Origin of the sequence: Phenylobacterium sp. (genome assembly GCF_030698145.1) — a bacterium.
GTDB lineage: Bacteria > Pseudomonadota > Alphaproteobacteria > Caulobacterales > Caulobacteraceae > Phenylobacterium.
The window spans coordinates 25570-42587 of the sequence record NZ_JAUYNW010000065.1 but is presented as its reverse complement, the minus strand read 5'-3'; the positions used below and the strand labels follow the sequence as shown (position 1 = coordinate 42587).

At 65.9% G+C, this 17018-nt stretch carries 15 protein-coding genes and 1 tRNA gene; 7 read left to right on the top strand and 9 right to left on the bottom strand.

The features are described 5' to 3' along the window. Together Q8Q77_RS09765 and Q8Q77_RS09760 are read left to right on the top strand one after the other, a co-directional pair. On the top strand, nucleotides 1-978 hold a 978-nt coding region (locus Q8Q77_RS09765; RefSeq protein ID WP_305583383.1), incomplete at its 5' end, for an ATP-binding protein. A 541-nt stretch (nucleotides 979-1519) separates the two neighbouring features. Beyond that, a complete protein-coding gene (locus Q8Q77_RS09760) occupies nucleotides 1520-2137 on the top strand; it encodes a response regulator transcription factor (protein ID WP_305583382.1) in 618 nt (205 codons plus the stop codon). 247 nt (nucleotides 2138-2384) lie between these two features. Here the strand turns inward: Q8Q77_RS09760 and Q8Q77_RS09755 are convergent, their stop codons facing one another. From Q8Q77_RS09755 to Q8Q77_RS09745, 3 genes are read right to left on the bottom strand one after another with little or no spacing between them, the layout of a single operon-like run. Next, nucleotides 2385-3962, bottom strand: coding sequence for an AMP-binding protein (locus tag Q8Q77_RS09755; RefSeq protein ID WP_305583381.1), 1578 nt, complete (start codon nucleotides 3960-3962; stop codon nucleotides 2385-2387). 29 nt (nucleotides 3963-3991) lie between these two features. Continuing rightward, nucleotides 3992-4834, bottom strand: coding sequence for a hypothetical protein (locus Q8Q77_RS09750; RefSeq protein WP_305583380.1), 843 nt, complete (start codon nucleotides 4832-4834; stop codon nucleotides 3992-3994). A 26-nt stretch (nucleotides 4835-4860) separates the two neighbouring features. Beyond that, nucleotides 4861-5967: an amidohydrolase family protein gene (locus Q8Q77_RS09745; protein ID WP_305583379.1), complete on the bottom strand. Its 1107-nt coding sequence runs from the start codon at nucleotides 5965-5967 to the stop codon at nucleotides 4861-4863. A 249-nt stretch (nucleotides 5968-6216) separates the two neighbouring features. Here Q8Q77_RS09745 and Q8Q77_RS09740 point away from each other — a divergent pair, with 249 nt between their 5' ends. Continuing rightward, nucleotides 6217-6801, top strand: coding sequence for a TetR/AcrR family transcriptional regulator (locus Q8Q77_RS09740; RefSeq protein WP_305583378.1), 585 nt, complete (start codon nucleotides 6217-6219; stop codon nucleotides 6799-6801). Here Q8Q77_RS09740 and Q8Q77_RS09735 read toward each other — a convergent pair. Beyond that, nucleotides 6751-7638: a TetR/AcrR family transcriptional regulator gene (locus Q8Q77_RS09735; protein ID WP_305583377.1), complete on the bottom strand. Its 888-nt coding sequence runs from the start codon at nucleotides 7636-7638 to the stop codon at nucleotides 6751-6753. The two genes, Q8Q77_RS09740 and Q8Q77_RS09735, sit on opposite strands and share 51 nt — an antisense overlap. Before the next feature lie 146 nt (nucleotides 7639-7784). Here Q8Q77_RS09735 and Q8Q77_RS09730 point away from each other — a divergent pair, with 146 nt between their 5' ends. Then, a complete protein-coding gene (locus Q8Q77_RS09730; RefSeq protein WP_305583376.1) occupies nucleotides 7785-8975 on the top strand; it encodes an acyl-CoA dehydrogenase family protein in 1191 nt (396 codons plus the stop codon). A 377-nt stretch (nucleotides 8976-9352) separates the two neighbouring features. Here Q8Q77_RS09730 and Q8Q77_RS09725 read toward each other — a convergent pair whose 3' ends face one another. Continuing rightward, entirely contained in the window at nucleotides 9353-9676 is a 324-nt protein-coding gene (locus tag Q8Q77_RS09725) for a hypothetical protein (RefSeq protein WP_305338829.1), read from the bottom strand. Nucleotides 9677-10154: 478 nt separating this feature from the next. Here Q8Q77_RS09725 and Q8Q77_RS09720 point away from each other — a divergent pair, with 478 nt between their 5' ends. Beyond that, complete coding sequence (locus Q8Q77_RS09720; RefSeq protein ID WP_305583375.1) at nucleotides 10155-11195, top strand: PIN domain-containing protein; 1041 nt, start codon at nucleotides 10155-10157, stop codon at nucleotides 11193-11195. Nucleotides 11196-11737: 542 nt separating this feature from the next. Here Q8Q77_RS09720 and Q8Q77_RS09715 read toward each other — a convergent pair. After that, nucleotides 11738-11814 (bottom strand) — tRNA-Arg (locus Q8Q77_RS09715). 53 nt (nucleotides 11815-11867) lie between these two features. On the opposite strand from Q8Q77_RS09715, the gene dctA reads away from it, so the two are divergent. Then, nucleotides 11868-13169 (top strand): C4-dicarboxylate transporter DctA, encoded by a 1302-nt coding sequence (dctA, locus tag Q8Q77_RS09710; protein WP_305583374.1) that lies wholly within the window; start codon nucleotides 11868-11870, stop codon nucleotides 13167-13169. Between the two features lie 19 nt (nucleotides 13170-13188). Here the strand turns inward: dctA and Q8Q77_RS09705 are convergent, their stop codons facing one another. After that, complete coding sequence (locus Q8Q77_RS09705) at nucleotides 13189-13584, bottom strand: PAS domain-containing protein (protein WP_305583373.1); 396 nt, start codon at nucleotides 13582-13584, stop codon at nucleotides 13189-13191. A 242-nt stretch (nucleotides 13585-13826) separates the two neighbouring features. Here Q8Q77_RS09705 and Q8Q77_RS09700 point away from each other — a divergent pair, with 242 nt between their 5' ends. Then, a complete protein-coding gene (locus Q8Q77_RS09700; protein WP_305583372.1) occupies nucleotides 13827-15326 on the top strand; it encodes a PAS domain-containing methyl-accepting chemotaxis protein in 1500 nt (499 codons plus the stop codon). Nucleotides 15327-15463: 137 nt separating this feature from the next. Here Q8Q77_RS09700 and Q8Q77_RS09695 read toward each other — a convergent pair whose 3' ends face one another. After that, a complete protein-coding gene (locus Q8Q77_RS09695; RefSeq protein ID WP_304776303.1) occupies nucleotides 15464-16078 on the bottom strand; it encodes a glutathione S-transferase family protein in 615 nt (204 codons plus the stop codon). Between the two features lie 70 nt (nucleotides 16079-16148). Next, on the bottom strand, nucleotides 16149-16973 hold the full coding sequence (locus Q8Q77_RS09690; RefSeq protein ID WP_305583371.1) for an alpha/beta hydrolase: 825 nt from the start codon (nucleotides 16971-16973) through the stop codon (nucleotides 16149-16151). Between the last annotated feature and the right edge of the window lie 45 nt (nucleotides 16974-17018).

The window sequence follows — 17018 nt, the reverse complement described above, 5'->3', positions numbered from 1 at the left end:
AGCCTGCTCAACGACCTGCTGGACATCTCCAAGATCGAGGCCGGAAAACTGACCATCGAGGCGGGGGAGGTCGACCTCGCCGAGATCGCCCGCGCCGTCTTCGCCAACCTCCAGGCCATGGCCGCCGGGAAGGACGTCGCCTTAACCCTGGAGATCGCGCCGGAGGCCGAGGGGATCTTCAAGGGCGACCCGACGCGCGTCCGCCAGATCGTCAGCAACCTGGCCTCCAACGCCCTGAAGTTCACCTCCCACGGGCTGGTCGCCCTGGCGGTGTCGAACGCGGACGGCCAGTTGCGCTTCTCCGTCCGCGACACTGGGATTGGGATATCGCCAGAAAAGATCGGCGACCTGTTCCAGAAGTTCACCCAAGCTGACCCCTCGATCACCAGAAGGTTCGGCGGCACAGGCCTGGGCCTGGCGATTTCCCGCGAACTCGCCCGCTTGATGGGCGGCGACGTCACCGTCGAGAGCGAGGAAGGTGTCGGCTCCACCTTCACCGCCAGGCTGCCGTTGCCCCAGATGGAACGCCAGCGGACGACTTCACGGGAGGCCGCGGCGGCCGACGAAGCGGCATTCGACGATCCCGGCGCTCTCCGCATCCTGGTCGCCGAAGACAACCCCGTGAACAGGATTGTCATCCAGACGATCCTTCAGCAGGCGGGCCTCAACCCCGTCGTCGTCGAGAACGGGGCGGAAGCCGTGGAGGCTTGGCGGGCGGCGGACTGGGATCTGATCCTCATGGACGCCCAGATGCCGGTCATGGATGGGCTGACCGCAACCCGCATCATACGCCAGGAGGAGTCCGGAAGGGGGAGCGCACGGACGCCCATTCTCGCCCTGACGGCCAATGTGATGGCCTATCATCTGAGTTCCTACATGCAGGCCGGCATGGATGGTCTTGTCGGCAAGCCGATCGACGCGGCCAAGCTCTTGATCGCCATGGAGGCCGCATTGGATGGAGCCGCGCCAGCGATCTAGGGGTCGGCCGACCTTCAGATGGGTGCGGTATCAGCCTGCGCTCGAGGTCTGCCGGCAACCCGGGCCAGGGTGACGAGGCGACTCCCGGCAGCTCCTGCTGAGGACCGGCTTGACCCTCCGAGAAGCGATTGCGCGTCAGCATTCAGCTTCATGAGTCCAGGCGATCATCGAGCGTGTGGCGACAGACTGTTGTCTATTATTAAAATAGTGAAGTTCATAGACTGGCAGTTGCTAGATCGGAGGGTCACCTTTAGCGATCCATGACTATAACTACACCAACACTATATATTATTGCATAGATCGTACTATCTACATCTTTGGATAGATCGGTAGAATCTATTGAAATTTGACGAAAATCAAATTTCTTCGGCCTTTCCATTATACATCAAGCCGATTACCCATGCAGCGATTGTGGGTATCGCAACTCGCTCGAAACCGACTGACCTGTAATGGCAGCCAGGCGGTCGGGGCGGTGTGCGTGGTTTGGGGGATGTGCTGTTTGTCAAAAGGGTCGATCGAGTCGCCAGTTGTTCGAACGGCGATGATTCTCGAGGAAAAGCCGATGTGTCGAGGCGCGATCGCAAGCGCCGTCGCTAGCGTCAGCGGCTTCATTTTGCCGGGTTTCGCAAACTCTCTGTCCGAGGCGAGCGCGGAAATCGAACGCGAGAAGCCTGACCTTATCCTCGTGGACCTGTTTTCCATTGGATACGATTTCAAGGGCCTGGAACGGTTCATCGCGCGACACTCGCCGATCCGCCTGATCGCCATTGATGACCGGGTCAATCCGTCGTTCGCGAGGCAGGCGAAAGACGCCGGCGCGAAGGGATATGCTTGCAAGAGCTTCGAGATTGAAGCGTTTCAGGCAACGGTCGCAACGGTCGCCGCCGGCGGTGAGCAGTTTCCGGCGATGCCGCTGCTCGACGCCCGGTCAGGTGCTGCGGCGCGACTGGTTGGCAAGCTTTCCCCGAGGCAGCTGGAGGTGCTCAAATGCATCGCGATTGGGATGGGAAACCAGGAGATAGCTGACACCCTCGGCATCACCTTGGGCACAGCCAAGAGCCACACCCACACCATTCTCAAGCTCACTGGCGCCCGCAACAGAACCGAGGCGGCGCTGATCGCCGGGCGCTTCCTTGTTCCCAAGGTGGACACGGAGTGAAGCGTGCAGGCGGTTGACCCTCAACGTGCTGCTGTCATTCGCGCAGTTCGAGCGCGAGGTCACCGGCAAGCACATTCGGGGGGCGAATTAGGCCTTCGCAGACCAGGCCGGATGACGGATTGATCTCGCTGGAAGCCCGGTGGGCCGGGGCTTTGGCGACTGGGTCTCGGAGACGCGCCAAGTTGCCCTGACGGTCTGGCGGTGCGCCCAGCCGAGGTCGACCTATCTCCTAGCGTCTCCCCCGTCCTCAGATGGCTCGAGACCGGCCTTCCCAGTACGGCGCGCGGACCTTGTTGCGCTGGATTTTTCCGGCTTCGCTGCGGGGCAGGGCCTCGACGAAGTCCACGGCGCGGGGGACCTTGAACTTGGCGACCACGCGGGCGGCATAGTCCAGAATCTCCCGCTTCAGCGCCTCAGTGGGTTCGATCCCGGGCTTCAGTTGGATGACCGCCCGGACCTCCTCGCCCCTCTCGTCGTGGGGCACGCCGACGGTGCAGCTGTCCTCGACGGCAGGATGCTTGATCAGCTCGTTGTCGATCTCCTGCGGGTAGATGTTCACCCCGCCGGCGATGATGGTCTCTGCGCTGCGCCCGGTGAGGAACAGCCAGTCATCCTCGTCGAGATAGCCGACGTCGCCCATGGTGAAGTAGCCGTCCTTGCGGTTGGCCTCGGTCTTGGTGTCGTCCTTGTAGTAGCTGAACCCACCCTGGTCGGTGAGGCTCATATAGATCGCGCCGGGCACGCCTGGCGGGCACTCGTCGCCATTCTCATCGAGGATGCGGGCGGCGGCCTTGTGCGGCCGGCGGCCCACCGTGCCCGGGCGCTTCAGCCAGTCCTCGGAGCTGACGGTGAAGCCGACCCCGCCCTCTGAGCCGGCGTAGTACTCGAACAGCTTGGGGCCGATCCATTCGATCATGGCGGCCTTGACCTCGGGCGGGCAGGGGGCCGCGCCGTGGGTGATGCGCTTGAGCGAACTCAGGTCATACTTCGCCCGCACCTCCGCCGGCAAGGCCAGCATCCGCTGGAACATGATCGGCACGAAATGGCCGCGGGTGACCTTCAGCTCCTGGATGGTGCGTAGGACCTGCTCGGTGTCCCACCTGTCGATCAGCACGGTGGGCACGCCGTTGTTCAGCGCCCGGCGGATGTCTCCGGCCAGGGGCGAGGCGTGGTAGCCGGGGCCGGTGCAGATGTGCTTGTCCACGGCGCGGTCGTAGATGGCGTCATAGCCGCCCACCGCCTGGGCGTTGGGCTTGTAGACACCCTTCGGGCGACCCGTGGTGCCCGACGAATAGAGCATGGTGGAGCCGCGCACCGGATCGGTGAGGTCCTCGCCTGGGTGGTCGTCGATGGTCTCGTACGGCATGAAGCCCGGCAGGTCGCCGCCAATGGAAACCCTCAGCTTCAGCTGGGGGCACTGGCCGGCCGCCTCGGCGGCGCCGGCTACGCGGGTGTCGGCGAACAGGGCCTTGGCTTCACAGTTGTCGATGACATAGGCCATCTCTTCGGGCTTCAGGTGCCAGTTCACCGGCGTCATCCGCAAGCCGCCGCGCAGGGAGGCGAACAGCACGTCGGCGAATTCCATGCGATTGGTGCAGAGCAGGGCGATGGCGTCGCCGGCTTGCAGTCCGTGGGCCCGCATCAGCCGCACCAAACGGTTGGCGTTGGCGTTCAGCTCTCCGAAGCTGCGCGTGCGGCCGTCCAGCCCCTCATAGACCGCGACCTTGTCCGGGTGAACCTGGGCCCAGACGGCGGTGGCCATCCCCACATCGACGGCCTTGTCCACGCGAGCCTTGATGTCGTCGCCGATGAGCGTGTCGGTCATGCCAACTCTTCCTGTACTGGGGCCCGGGCTCAGCCCCAGAGGGGCGAAGAGGCCTTCATGGCGCGGATCATGAAGGTGACGCTGGCCACGTCCTTGCCGGTTTGCGGATCGGCGATGTCCACCTCGTACCAGACGTTCTCCGTGCGCGGGCTCTCGGTGATCTTGCGCATGGTGGTGCGGCCCACATAGTCACGGTCCGCCAGGACGGGGCCGGCCAACAGCCGAACCTCCAGCGCGCCGAACAGGCCGACATAGGGCTGCTTGGACTTGGCCAGGACAAAGGGTCGGCTCATGTGCGCCAGGCGGATGATGTGGGCCGGCGACAGCACCCCCTTCTCGTCATAGATCGCCAGCCGCTCGGTGATGCGGCCGAGCGAGACATCATAGCTTTCGCGGCTGACCTTCATGGGGATGTCGGCGGTGGTGTCTCCCACCTTGATGTCGGCATAGATGCGCAAGGTCGCCGGATCGGCCTCGGTCTGTTCGGCCATGCGGCGGGCGACCTCCGAGCCGGTGTCGCGGGCCTCAGCCGAGGCGGTGCCGACGCAGACCTGTTGGCCCGAACGATTGAACATCTGCAGGCGCGCCCGAGGCTCGCCGGGATGGACGATCGCCTGCACCTCTTCCTTGTCCACGGTCGCCTGGGCGAAGTGGAGGGAGAGATTGCCAGTCTCGAACCAGGCCTCGCCATAGAGTTCCAGCAGCATGGGGCCGAACTGATCCATGTGGACCGAGCCTGGAACCGTGCCCCCCTTGAAGCCGAGCTTGGAGGCCACCTCGTCATTGTGGATGGAGCCTGGAGCCGCCTGGAAGCCATTGTGCGGCGCCCGGAAGGGACCGGTGATCTGGTCATGCGTGGTCGCGTCGGTCATGGCGTGTTCCCTTGCGAAAGGCGGCGTCAGAGTCCGCCCATCATCTCTTCGAAATTGGCGCGGTAGAAGGCGTCCCGGTCAGCCTCGCCCAAGTCCCCGAAGGTGCGCTCGAACCGGCCGATGGGATCGTTGGTCCCCTCCGGGTGCGGGTAGTCGCTGGAGAACATGTAGAGGTCGGCGCCGCTGTCGCGGATCAGATAGCCGGCGTCCTCGCCGGGGAAGGGCGTGAACTTGACCTGCCGCCGGATGATCTCCGAGGGCTTGGCCGAGAGGTTCTGCAGGTAGGGGTCGGTGCGGCCGAAGGAGCGCGCGCCCATGTCCATCTGGCGCAGCCACCCCGGCACCCAGTAGGCGCCGTACTCGATGGCGCCGCCCTTCAGGTCAGGCTGACGGTCAAAGAGGCCGTCATAGACCAGCGCGCCAAGGAACATCTCGGCGGAGTGGGGCAGGGCGACATAGTCCTTGAACCGCAGGTTCTCGCCGCCGCCGTGCAGGTCGGGCGATTTGGCCTTGCCGTTGTTGACGTATTCCTGAGGCAGGGTGCGGGAGCCCGCGCCGATGTGCAGGACGAAGGGGACCTTCTTGGCCGCCAGCAAGGCCCAGAAGGGGTCGAGGTCGGGGTGGCCCGGAGACTTGTCGCCCGCCGCCGTCGAGGGCACCCAGATGGCCTTGCAGCCGAGGCGAATGGCCTCCTGGGCCTCTTCGAGCGCGCGGGCCGGATTGTCCAGCGGCACATAGGCGACGCCCAGCAGGCGCGGGTCGCCGCAGAAGTGGGCCATGGCGCGGTTGGCGGCCCGCGCGCCGGCATAGAGGATATCCTCGTCCTTGCTGGTCCGGAACGGACGCAGGGCGGAGGTGGGGAAGACCAACTGGCTGGCGAAGCCCAGCTCCTCGATGGCCCGGATACGCTCGGCGGTGTCGCAGGAACCGTAGGCCAGGCGGCCCTTGGGCCCCGCGATCAGCCCCTCGATCACCTTCTCCTTCGGCGCCTCGACGGGCGGCCGGGTGGAGGGCGGGTCGCGGCGCGTCAGCCGCTCCTTCATGTCCTCTTCGGCGAAGGGCGCCAACCAGTCGGCCGGCTCCATGACGTGGCTGTCGGCGTCGTGGAACACGCGTCCCGAAGCATAGGGCATGCCGTCTCCTCCCGGTCTTCTTGTGGTCAAAGCATTGCACCAGCGATCCGGCGAGACAACCGGTTTAATGACATTCGCACTAACAACGACGGGCTTCGGTTCTCGAACGGGGCGCCGCACAGGTCCGGCTGGCGCTAGACTGCACCGACAGTCGAATCGGAACGGCGGCATGCCCATGAGCGATCACGCGACAGTTCGGCGGATGCGCGCTTGGCCGTGACCTCGAAGCGACCGCGACGGGGACAGCGGTTGCCGCCTCACGAGCGCCGCGCTCAGCTGCTGGACGTGGCCGCCGAGCGGGTGCTGGGGCAGGGCGTCCTGCCGGTGGGCGTCGAGGCGCTGGCCCAGGCGGCCAAGGTCAGCAAGGCCTTGATCTATCGCTATTTCCCGGAGCCCTGGGATCTCTACAACGCTCTGCTGGAGCGCTCGCTGGAAGATGTCGCCGGCGCCCTGGACGCAGCTGTCGGCGCGCCCGACCTGGCGACGGCGGCCGGCGATGTGGCGGACATCTACTATCGCCACGTGGCCAGGACCGGCCCACTGATCCAGATCATCCTGCGCGACCGTTTCATGGTGGGACATGTCTCGCCGCGCGCCGCCGCCATCCGGGCTGGTGTGGCCGGGCGCCTGGCGCGCAAGGCTCGCGAGGCCATCGACCTGGATCTGCGCGAGACCATCGCCTGTCTCAGCATCGGCATGACCATGCCTGAGGAATGCGGCCGCCTCGCCTTTCAGGGGGAGCTTGATCTCGAGCGCGGCGCCCTGCTGTGTCGCGAACTGGTCCTAGGCGTCCTCGACGTCGCTGCCCGGCGGGGTCTCGAACCGCGCGGCTAGCCGCCGGTTGCCGGCCTCGACGATGTCGGCGGCCAGGGTCTCTGCGAGCGACAGGTCCAGCCGCCCCCGCGCCAGGATGCGTCCCGTCCGCAGCACCGCGCTGGTGAGCACCGTCGTCGCGGCGCGGGAAACGTCGGAGGGAACGTGGTGGCTGTCGCTGAACCGCGTGGCCACGACGTTGGTGTTGTCGGCCCGGATCGCACGCTGCTCGGCGCGCAGGGCGCGGCGCACGGCGGGCGCGTTCTGCAGGGTCTGCAGCAGCACCCCGCGTTCGGCCACCTGGCGAAGATAGGTCACGGTGGAGAGGCGCAGACGTTCGGCTGGCCGCTCGGCGGTGTTGATCCGGTGCGCCTGCGCCGTGCGGATGGCCTGCAACTCCCGGCGGGCCAACTCGGCCATCAGGTTATCGACAGTCGGGAAAAAGTGGTAGGCGCGCGGCGCGGTGAGCCCGGCGTCCCGAGCGACCCGCTTGATGGTCAAGGCATGCAGGCCGTCCTGCACGATGATCCGCGCCGCGACCTCCAGCAATTGTTCGCGGCGGTCCTCCGGTGACAGGCGTGCGGGCGCGCGGCGCGACACGGCCTGGCCAGGGGTGATGCGGATCTGATCGCTTGCCCCTTCAGGCGCGGGGGGCAGGTCGGGCGTCGGCCCGGCGCGGCCGGCCCTAGCCTTCGCCCAGTGACCCCGGGTCGGATAGGGGATCGCCGTCCGGTCGCAGAGCTTGGCCAGGCCGCTGGCGCTCAGGCCCAGGTCGGCCGCCACCGAGGACAGGGGCTCGCCCCACAGGCGCTGGAACAGGTCCGCGCGGGTCAGCTCGGTGGAGATGGGCGCGCGCATGTTTCCGGATCAGGCCAAGGGGGGGAGCATAGCCAAGCGGGATGATCCTGCAAAACGCCTTCGATCGCCGTGTGCGTGGGTTGTTGCTGACGTTCGCACTAATTGTTAGGTCGGGGGCTACTCCCGTCGTCCGAAAGGCCCGATCCATGCCGGCTTCCCTCTCTCCCGCCATCTCGCTCGAGGCGTTCCGCGCCGAGGTTCAGGCCTGGCTGGCGGCCAATTTCCCCAAGGCCCTGGCCGGCAAACAGGCTCAGGCGGAGGGCGACGGTGAGGGGCGCGAGGACCTCGCGAAATGGAAACAGGCCCTGTGCGTCAAGGGCTGGGGCACGCCCACCTGGCCCAGCGCCTACGGCGGCGGCGGCCTGACCCCGGCGCAGGCCCGGGTGCTACGCGAGGAAATCCGCGGCGTCGGCGGCTGGAATCCGATCGGCTGGGGCATGGGGGTTCGCATGCTGGGTCCGACCCTCCTGGAATACGGGACCGAAGCGCAGAAGCAGCAGCACATCCCGCCGATCACCCGGGGCGAAACCCGCTGGTGCCAGGGGTATTCCGAGCCCAATGCGGGCTCCGACCTCGCCTCGCTTCAGACTCGCGCCGAGGACAAGGGCGACCACTTCCTGGTCAACGGCCAGAAGCTGTGGACGAGCGGGGCGCAGTACGCCGACTGGTGCTTCTGCCTGGTGCGCACCGACCCCACACGCAAGCACGACGGGATTTCGTTCCTGCTCATCGACATGCGCTCGCCTGGCGTGGAGGTGAAGCCGATCCAGCTGATCTCGGGCCGCTCCCCCTTCTGCGAGACTTTCTTCACGGACGTGGAGGTCCCCAAGGCCAATCTGGTGGGACCGCTCGACGGCGGCTGGACCGTCGGCAAGCGCCTGCTGCAGTACGAACGCCAGCGCAACGAGGACGCCCCCGCCCGCGCCACCGAGCAGCGCGCCATCGAGACGGTGGCCGCAGAGCGCCTGGGGCGCGACGCCCAAGGCCGCCTGGCCGACGCCGACTACCGCAGCCGGCTGACCCGGCACCTGATGGACCGCAAGGCCTTCAACCTGACCCTGCAGCGCTCCATCGTCGAGGCGGGCGCCAACGGGCCGACGGCGGCGACGTCCATCCTCAAGAACGTCTCGTCCCTGCTGGTGCAGGAGCGATCCGAACTGCTGGTTGAGGCCCTGGGCCTGGGCGTTGGTTGGGAGGGCGAGGCCTTCGCGCCGGAGGAGCTCGCCTATGTCCGCGAGTGGCTGTCGGGCAAGGCCAACACCATCTTCGCCGGCTCCTACGAGATTCAGAACAACATCATCGCCAAGCGCATCCTGGGCCTGCCCGACCCGAAATAGGCGGTCTGGCGGTGGGCGGAAGGGCGACTTGTCCCCGCCTGGAGGGCCCTCAGTCACGCCTATGCCAACGGAATGAAGTCTTTCCGGATTGTCTCGATTCGACTGAGGAGCATCTCCGCATGCTCTCGGGTCGGCGCGACCGGGATCGGGTAGCAACTCCCCACGCCGTCAAGAACGCAAGACGGAGGCCCAAATCGCGGCGTCTTCGGCGGGTTGAGCCAAGAATCGCGAAGTGCGTTGACGGTTTGCAGGGGGAATTGTCCGGGAATTCCGGGACCTTCGGCCAGGGCGCCCTCTTCAGAGCCCTGTAGCCGAAGTGTCTGGCAGTGGAGGCAGTCGGAGGTCGAGTTGTCTCCGCCGTAAATAAGTATGGACGATCAGAAGGGAAACGGAGCCCTGTCGAGCATTGCTTGTGGCGCCGGGATGGAAAGGCTGCCACCGAACTGCCCATAAACTCCCAGCTCGCCATTCTTGTAGAGGTCCGATCCGTAGAGATAAGCGGACAGCGTCTTCACGCCGAGGGTGAGCGCCTGCAGGCTGGAGACGCCATATATCGTGCGCTCCAAATCCAGGGGTTCGCTGATCTCAAACCTGCAGGACCATGTCCCGTGCTCTTCGTCCCACTCGGGGGCGAACAGCCGAACGCTCACCTTCTCGGCGGTGTAGGATAGATCCAGGTCTACCGCCGCGATTTCAGTCATCTGTTACCGTCTGTCGTTGGTCTGGAGAGGCGGCCATCCGACCTCGCCATCGGAAGCAATGCAATGGGCTTCCCGCGCAGACGCGCTCTCGAAGCAGACTGACTTCCAGGCGTCGCCAGGTTCCCGGCTGCATATTCGCGAGTCATTCATGTTCTGCTGAGCGCACTGTCGAGGATGGGGTTTGGCGGGCTTCCTCGGTGTTGTGTTCGGTCCAGGTGTCCAGCGCGGCCAGTCGGGCGGATTGGCGATAGCGGGAGGCGGTGGAGCCACGTGAGGCCCGTGACAGGCTGCGCAAAACCCATCGTTTTTCGCAACGTGTTGATTTCCTTCTTGGCTCCAAGTGTTCGAATTGAAGTCAGACCTGGGTGGTGGCTGAATACCCCAACCGTTGGCCCTGGTAGCGACCGAGATGAGGTAAGGCAGGCTCGCCGGTGGGCGGTAATTCTGCAAGCATGCTTGCGGCTATTGGGGAACGGCCATGAAATTACATTTGCTAGTCGACACCTGCGTCTGGCTCGACATCGCCAAAGACTATCGCCAATTGCCGGTGCTGGAAGCCACAGCAGCATTGTGCGAGGCAGGTGATCTCGAACTGATCCTTCCGCAAATCGTCTTGGAGGAATTCGAGCGCAACAAGGATCGCGTGGCCGCCGAGAGCAAGCGCAGCCTGTCGGCCCACTTCCGGCTCGTGCGGGACGCGGTCGTTCGGTTCGCGCCTGATGATCGGCGTGACGCTACGCTCAGCCATCTGAATGAGGTCGATCACCTCATCGCGGTCGCGGGCGAGCCGATCAACGACGCAATCGAGATCATCGAAAAGCTATTCGCGACGGCGACCAAAATTGAGCTCACCGACGCTATGAAGGCCCGCGCCGCAGACCGCGCCATCGCTAAAATCGCGCCGTTCCACCGGCAGAGGAACGGCATCGACGACGCACTGCTGATCGAGACCTACATCGACGCCCTCGCAGCGCGGCAGGAGGCAGGGGACATCTACGGCTTCGTCACCCACAACATCCACGACTTCAGCCAAAAGGGCGGTGACACGCGCGAGCCGCACCTCGATCTCGCGGGTCTGTTCGACGGCGCGGCGTCTCGCTACCTGACCAACCTCGCCGGCCTGATCGGCGAGTTTGCTGAAGACCTGATTGAAGAGATACGGTTCGAACGTGAGTTTAGCCAGGACTCGCGCAAGCTGAGCGAGCTGCGCGACGCCGAGGACAGACTGTTTCGGCAGGTCTGGTACAACAGGCACTGGAATCTGCGCACCGAGATTGAGCGCGGCAAGCACAAGCTGGTCACCTACGAAGAGTGGGAAAAGGCCGGGCCGAAGCGCCGGCAGAAGATGACCGTCGACACCGTGTGGGAGCGCGCGCTAGCCGCCGCGAAGCGCACCGAGGAGGAGCTCGGCCCGGATGAGATGGGCCCCTGGACCAACTTCGAATGGGGGATGATCAACGGCAAACTCTCGGCGATCCGGTGGGTGATGGGGGACGAATGGGACATGCTGGACACGTGAACGGAGGGTGCGATTTGCTATCCACCGTTCGGCCCGTTGTACCTACGCGCAGCGATTGCTGGCTGATGCAGATTTGCTGGCCGAGCATAACCGATACCCGCTCGGGCCAAGTCATATGGTGACGATTGTTCGACGCGCAGTCCTGCAGCCATCTAAGTCGAACGATCAACAGAGCTCGCCGTGTCCGGCTGACCTGCAGAGTCGTCCAACTAGCGCGCACCTACTCGCGGCGACTACCCCGTATCGGTTATCGTGTAGGTTCAGCCGCGAAGCAGTCGAATGTCCGCTCTCCGGCCGGGAGCCAATGGCCGCTCTTGGCGCTAAACCCAGGTCGCGCCAAGCTCAGTCCTCCAACGAAGCCGTTTCTTTCGGTACGCTACGAGTTCTTCCGGCTCGTGGGCGGCAGCACCGTCCGCCTCCGCAGCTTCCATCACTTAGACGACTGGACGCATCTGCGGGGCAGACCCCAGCCATGCTGCAGATGCCCACCTGACTCACTCTTAAGTGGGAAAAGACCCACTCTTAAGTGGTTCCGAAGTGCGTGGCGGCCCGGGAGGGACTCGAACCCCCGACCTTCGCTTTAGGAAAGCGCTGCTCTATCCTGCTGAGCTACCGGGCCAGACCGGTGGGGTGATAGCGCAAGGGCGCATGGCGGCGAAAGGGAAGATGCGAATGGGGGCTCTGCGCCATTTCCGGCTGCTCTATGTTCAGGTGCTTATCGGCATCGCCCTTGGCGTGCTGGTGGGCTGGCTGTGGCCCGAGATCGGCGTTCAACTCAAGCCGCTGGGCGACGCCTTCATCAAGCTGATCAAGATGGCCATCGCCCCGGTCATCTTCTGCACCATCGCCGCCGGCATGGCCCGGATGAGCGACATCAAGGCCTTCGGCCGCCTGGGCGCCAAGACCCTGATCTACTTCGAGGTGGTGTCGACCATCGCCCTGATCATCGGCCTGGTGGTGGGCAAGTGGATCCAGCCGGGTGTCGGTTTCAATGTCGATCCCGCCAGCCTCGATCCGAGCGTGGCGGAAGAATACGTGGAGAAGGCTCACCACAGTCCTGACCTCGTCCAGTACCTGCTGAACCTGATCCCCGACACCTTCTTCGGGGCCTTCGCCGATGGCCAGCTGCTGCAGGTGCTGGTGATCGCGGTGATCACCGGCCTGGCCTGCACCCGGCTCGGCCCCTTCGGCGACAAGGTGGCCGGGGCCCTGGAGGACATCTCCAAGGTCTTCTTCTCCATCATCCAGGTGGTGGTGCGTCTGGCGCCCATCGGGGCCTTCGGGGCCATGGGCTTCACCATCGGCAAGTACGGCGTCGCCGCCCTGGTGAAGCTGGCCGCCCTGGTGGGGACCTTCTACCTCACCAGCCTGCTGTTCGTGCTGGTGGTTCTGGGCCTGATCGCCTGGATGTCCGGCTTCTCGATCCTGAAGTTCCTGGCCTATATCCGCGAGGAGCTGCTGATCGTCCTGGGGACCTCGTCCTCGGAGTCGGTGCTGCCGCAGATGATCGACAAGATGCAGCGCCTGGGAGCCGGCACGACCACGGCGGGCCTGGTGATCCCGGCGGGCTACAGCTTCAATCTCGACGGCACCAACATCTACATGACCCTGGCCACCCTGTTCCTGGCCCAGGCCACCAACACGCCCATCACCCTGACCCAGGAGCTGACCCTGCTGGGGGTGGCCATGCTCACCTCGAAGGGGGCCAGCGGCGTGACGGGGGCAGGCTTCATCACGCTCGCCGCCACCCTGGCGGTCATTCCGGAGATTCCCATCGCGGCGCTGGCCCTGCTGGTGGGGGTGGACCGGTTCATGAGCGAGTGCCGCGCGCTCACCAACCTGGTGGGCAACGGCGTGGCCACCCTCGTCGTGGCCCGCTGGGATGGGGACCTGGACAGGGAGGTCCTGGCCCGGGAGCTGGAACGTGGGCCGCGCGCCATGGTGACCGAGCCTGTGCAGGCTCCGGCGGACTGAGCCTCGGGCCGCCGGCCGCCTACGCGGCGGATCGTCGGCCGGGACGACGAGGGACCTCGCGCTCCAAGGCGACGGCGGCGAAGGGCTCTCCGGAGGGGGTGAGCAGCGGAAAGACCTCGATCTCGCACCGATAGGCCTCCCCGGACTTGCGATAGTTCATCAGGGTCGTCCGATGTGTGACGCCCAGGCGCAACGCCCGCGCCAATCGCTTCTTGGCCGCGACGCTGGTGGCTGATCCCTGCAGCATTCGGGGGCTCTTTCCGACCACCTCGTGACTGGCATAGCCGGTCATGCGTTCGAACGCCGCGTTCACATAGAGGATGTTCGGACCGGGCGCCGCCAGCTCGCCGTCCGTCACCACGACCGCCAGCTCCGTGTCGCCGACGAGGGCGGAAACCAGTTGGATAAGTGACATCACACCGCTCGTCCTGAGGTTGGCGTCACCTGTCCAACGCACAACCTGACCTACAGCAAGCCGCCGCGGCAATTCAATTAGGCTTCTGTTTACCGCGTCAAAGCGCGCACGCGCCTGACTCCACGGGCCTGGAGCGCCGGAACCCGCAGTCGCTTCACGAAACGGGGCTTCAATTAGGAGGTCGTTAGCGATCGCAGTGCGATGAGTTGCCGCAAGAACTGGTGAGGATGTGGAGCGGTCGGATGCGGTTTGGTGGTCGTGCTCAGGAAAAGGCGCGGGAGGCTCAGCGCGTTCGCGAGCTCGAGGCGCAGGTCAACGCCATGGACCGGTCTCAGGCGGTGATCGAGTTCAAGCTCGATGGGACGATCCTCCGGGCGAACGCCAATTTCTTGGACGCCCTTGGCTACACGGCGGCTGAGATCGAGGGTCGCCATCACAGCATGTTTGTGCCGCCCGACCAGAAGGACAGCGCGGCATACCGCGAGTCCTGGCGGGATCTGAACAATGGCGAGTTTGTCGCCGCCAAGTTCCAGCGGATCAGGAAGGATGGCTCGGTTTGCTGGATTCAGGCCTCCTACAACCCCGTGCTGGACGAGGCCGGACGTCCCTACAAGGTCATCAAGTTCGCCACGGACGTGACCGAGGTCGAGCTGGAGCGGGCGCGAAATGAGGCCGAGCGCGCCACGGCCGAGGCCGAGCAGAACCTGGTGGTCGGCGCCCTGGCCGACAGCCTGCAGCGGGTGGCCGCCGGCGACCTGACCACCCAGATCGAGGCGCGTTTTGACGGCCGCTACCAGCAGATCAAGGAGGACTTCAACAAGGCTATCCAGAGCCTGCGTGAGGCCCTGACCTCCATCGCCGCCTCTTCCGGCGGAATCCGGGGCGGGGCCGACGAAATCGCCAGCGCGTCGGACGACCTGTCGCGCCGCACCGAGCAGCAGGCCGCCAGCCTGGAGGAGACCGCTGCGGCCCTGGACCAGATCACCGCCACCGTGAAGCGCAGCGCCGAAGGCGCCAAGCAAGCCTTCAACGCCGCCACCACCGCCAAGGGTGACGCTCAGCGCTCCGGCGAGGTGGTCCGCGAGGCGGTCGCCGCCATGGGTGAGATCGAGCAGAGCTCCGGCAAGATCACCCAGATCATCGGCGTCATTGACGAAATCGCCTTCCAGACCAACCTGCTGGCCCTGAACGCCGGGGTCGAGGCCGCTCGGGCCGGCGAAGCAGGCCGCGGCTTCGCCGTCGTCGCATCCGAGGTTCGGGCCCTGGCCCAGCGCTCGGCCGACGCGGCCAAGGAGATCAAGGCCCTGATCAGCGCCTCGTCGGCCCACGTCAATTCCGGGGTCCGCCTGGTGGGCGAGACCGGCGACGCTCTGGTGGGAATCGTCGGACGTGTCACCGAGATCGACGGCCTGATCGCCGAGATCGCCCAGTCGTCACAGGAGCAGGCCGTCGGGCTCGCCCAGGTCAACACCGCCGTCAACCAGATGGACCAGGTGACCCAGCAGAATGCGGCCATGGTGGAGGAAGCCACCGCTGCGTCCGCCAACCTGCGTAGCGAGGCCGTGGAGCTGACCAGGCTGGTGGGCCGCTTCCAGACCGGGGCTCAGCCCGTGCGGCCGGAACTGGCGCGGGCCGAGCGGCACGCCCCGGCCCGCAACCCGGTCGCTCGCGACCGGGCCCGGCTGACGTCGGCTTTCGGCGGCGGCAAGGCCGCCGCCTCGGCAAGCTGGGAAGAGTTCTAGGCCTAGAGCATGATCGCTTGAGACGGAACCGCGCAGCGGTCCCGGCTCAGGCGTGAACCATGCTCTCGCTTGTATCTGGAGCCTGATCCACCGCATCGGCGGAATCGCGAAGCGATTCCACCTCAACGGATCAGGCTCTAGGCGGCCGCGCTGGGCCGGGCCCCGACCCGCTCCATCCAGCCCTTGAGCCACTTGGCCTCGTCAGGGACCGGCTGGCCCACCGTCGCGCCGAATTTCAGGAAGCCGAACAGCAGGATGTCGGCCAGGGTGAAGCGGCCGCCACAGACGAAATCGCCGGTCATCTGGCCGTCGAGCCAGAGCAGACGGTCCTTGGCGATGGCCTTCAGGTCGGCCGCGCCCTCGGGGCCCACCAGTTTCATGCGGCTCTCGAACAGCGGGCGCCCTTCGGCGGCCCGGAAGCCATTGGCCATCGGCTCGCAGATGTTGAGGTCGATGCGCCGGGTCCACATGCGGGTCTCGGCCCGCTCCTCGGCATTGGAGCCGATCAGGGGCGGGGAGGGCTGGACCTCTTCCAGATACTCGCAGATCGGCAGGATTTCGCAGACCTTGTGGCCGTTATCGAGTTCCAGCGCGGGAAGTTGGCCGGCGACATTGACGGTCTCGGTATAGGGTGGCTTGCGGTTCTCGCCCGCCATCAGGTCCACCTTCTGGGCGGGGATCGTCATGCCCTTCTCGGCGATGAAGATGCGCACCACGTGCGGATTGGGGCCGATCGAGTCGTAGAGTTTCATGGCGCATCTCCCTTTGGTCGTTGGCGCGACCTTTTCGGTGCGGGCTTGCCGCGTCAAGCGGGACCCAACGTCAAGCCAGCCGGGACTTGATGTCGGCCTTGATGACGACCCAGGCCGGGGCCGTGGGGTCGATCAGCTCAAAGTGCCCCGCGCCTTCCAGGTCCAGCACCCTCATCGCGTCACCCTTGGCCTTGGCGGCGGCCCCGAAGGCCGCGCCGAAGCGCGAGGGAACAATGGGATCCAGCGCGCCTGAGATCACCGCATAGGGCAGGGCGAGCGGCAGCAGGGCCAGGGGGGAGGTGTCGGCATAGACGTCCCGGCTCCCGCGGCTCTCGGCCCCAACCAGCGCCTCGATGGTTCCGGGGCCGCCGCAGGCGTCCGGCCCGGTGGCGTGATAGGCCGCCAGGTCGATGATCCCGGCCAGGCTGACCGCGCCTTTGGGAATGAAGGGATCGGGGCCTCGCAGGGGACCTCGAACGCTGCTCCAGAGCGCCAGGTGTCCGCCCGCCGAGTGGCCTGCGACGACCACCCGCTTCAGGTCCAGGGGGTAGGTCCTGGCCAGTCCCCGCACGTGGTTCACGCCGGCGGCCACATCCTGGAAGGTGCCAGGATAGCCGCCGCCCTCGTGGCCGATGCGGCGGTATTCCAGGTTCCAGACCGCGACGCCGCTGGCCTTCAGATCCGCGCAGGCCTGGTCCATCAGCTCCAGCCCCGGCAGGTCGGCCAGCCAGCAGCCGCCGTGGATCATCACCACCAGCGGATGGGGGCCGGGGCCCGTGGGCAGCCACAGCTCTCCGAACTGCAGATCCAGCGGACCGTAGGCGATCCGGGCGTCAGCCGGCTCCCGCGGCCGGGCAAGCAGGTCGCTGAAACTGATGGGCGCGCGCTCCGCCATGCTCACTCCTTGCCGGCCCGACGTCGGGCGGGGAGGATGCCCGAA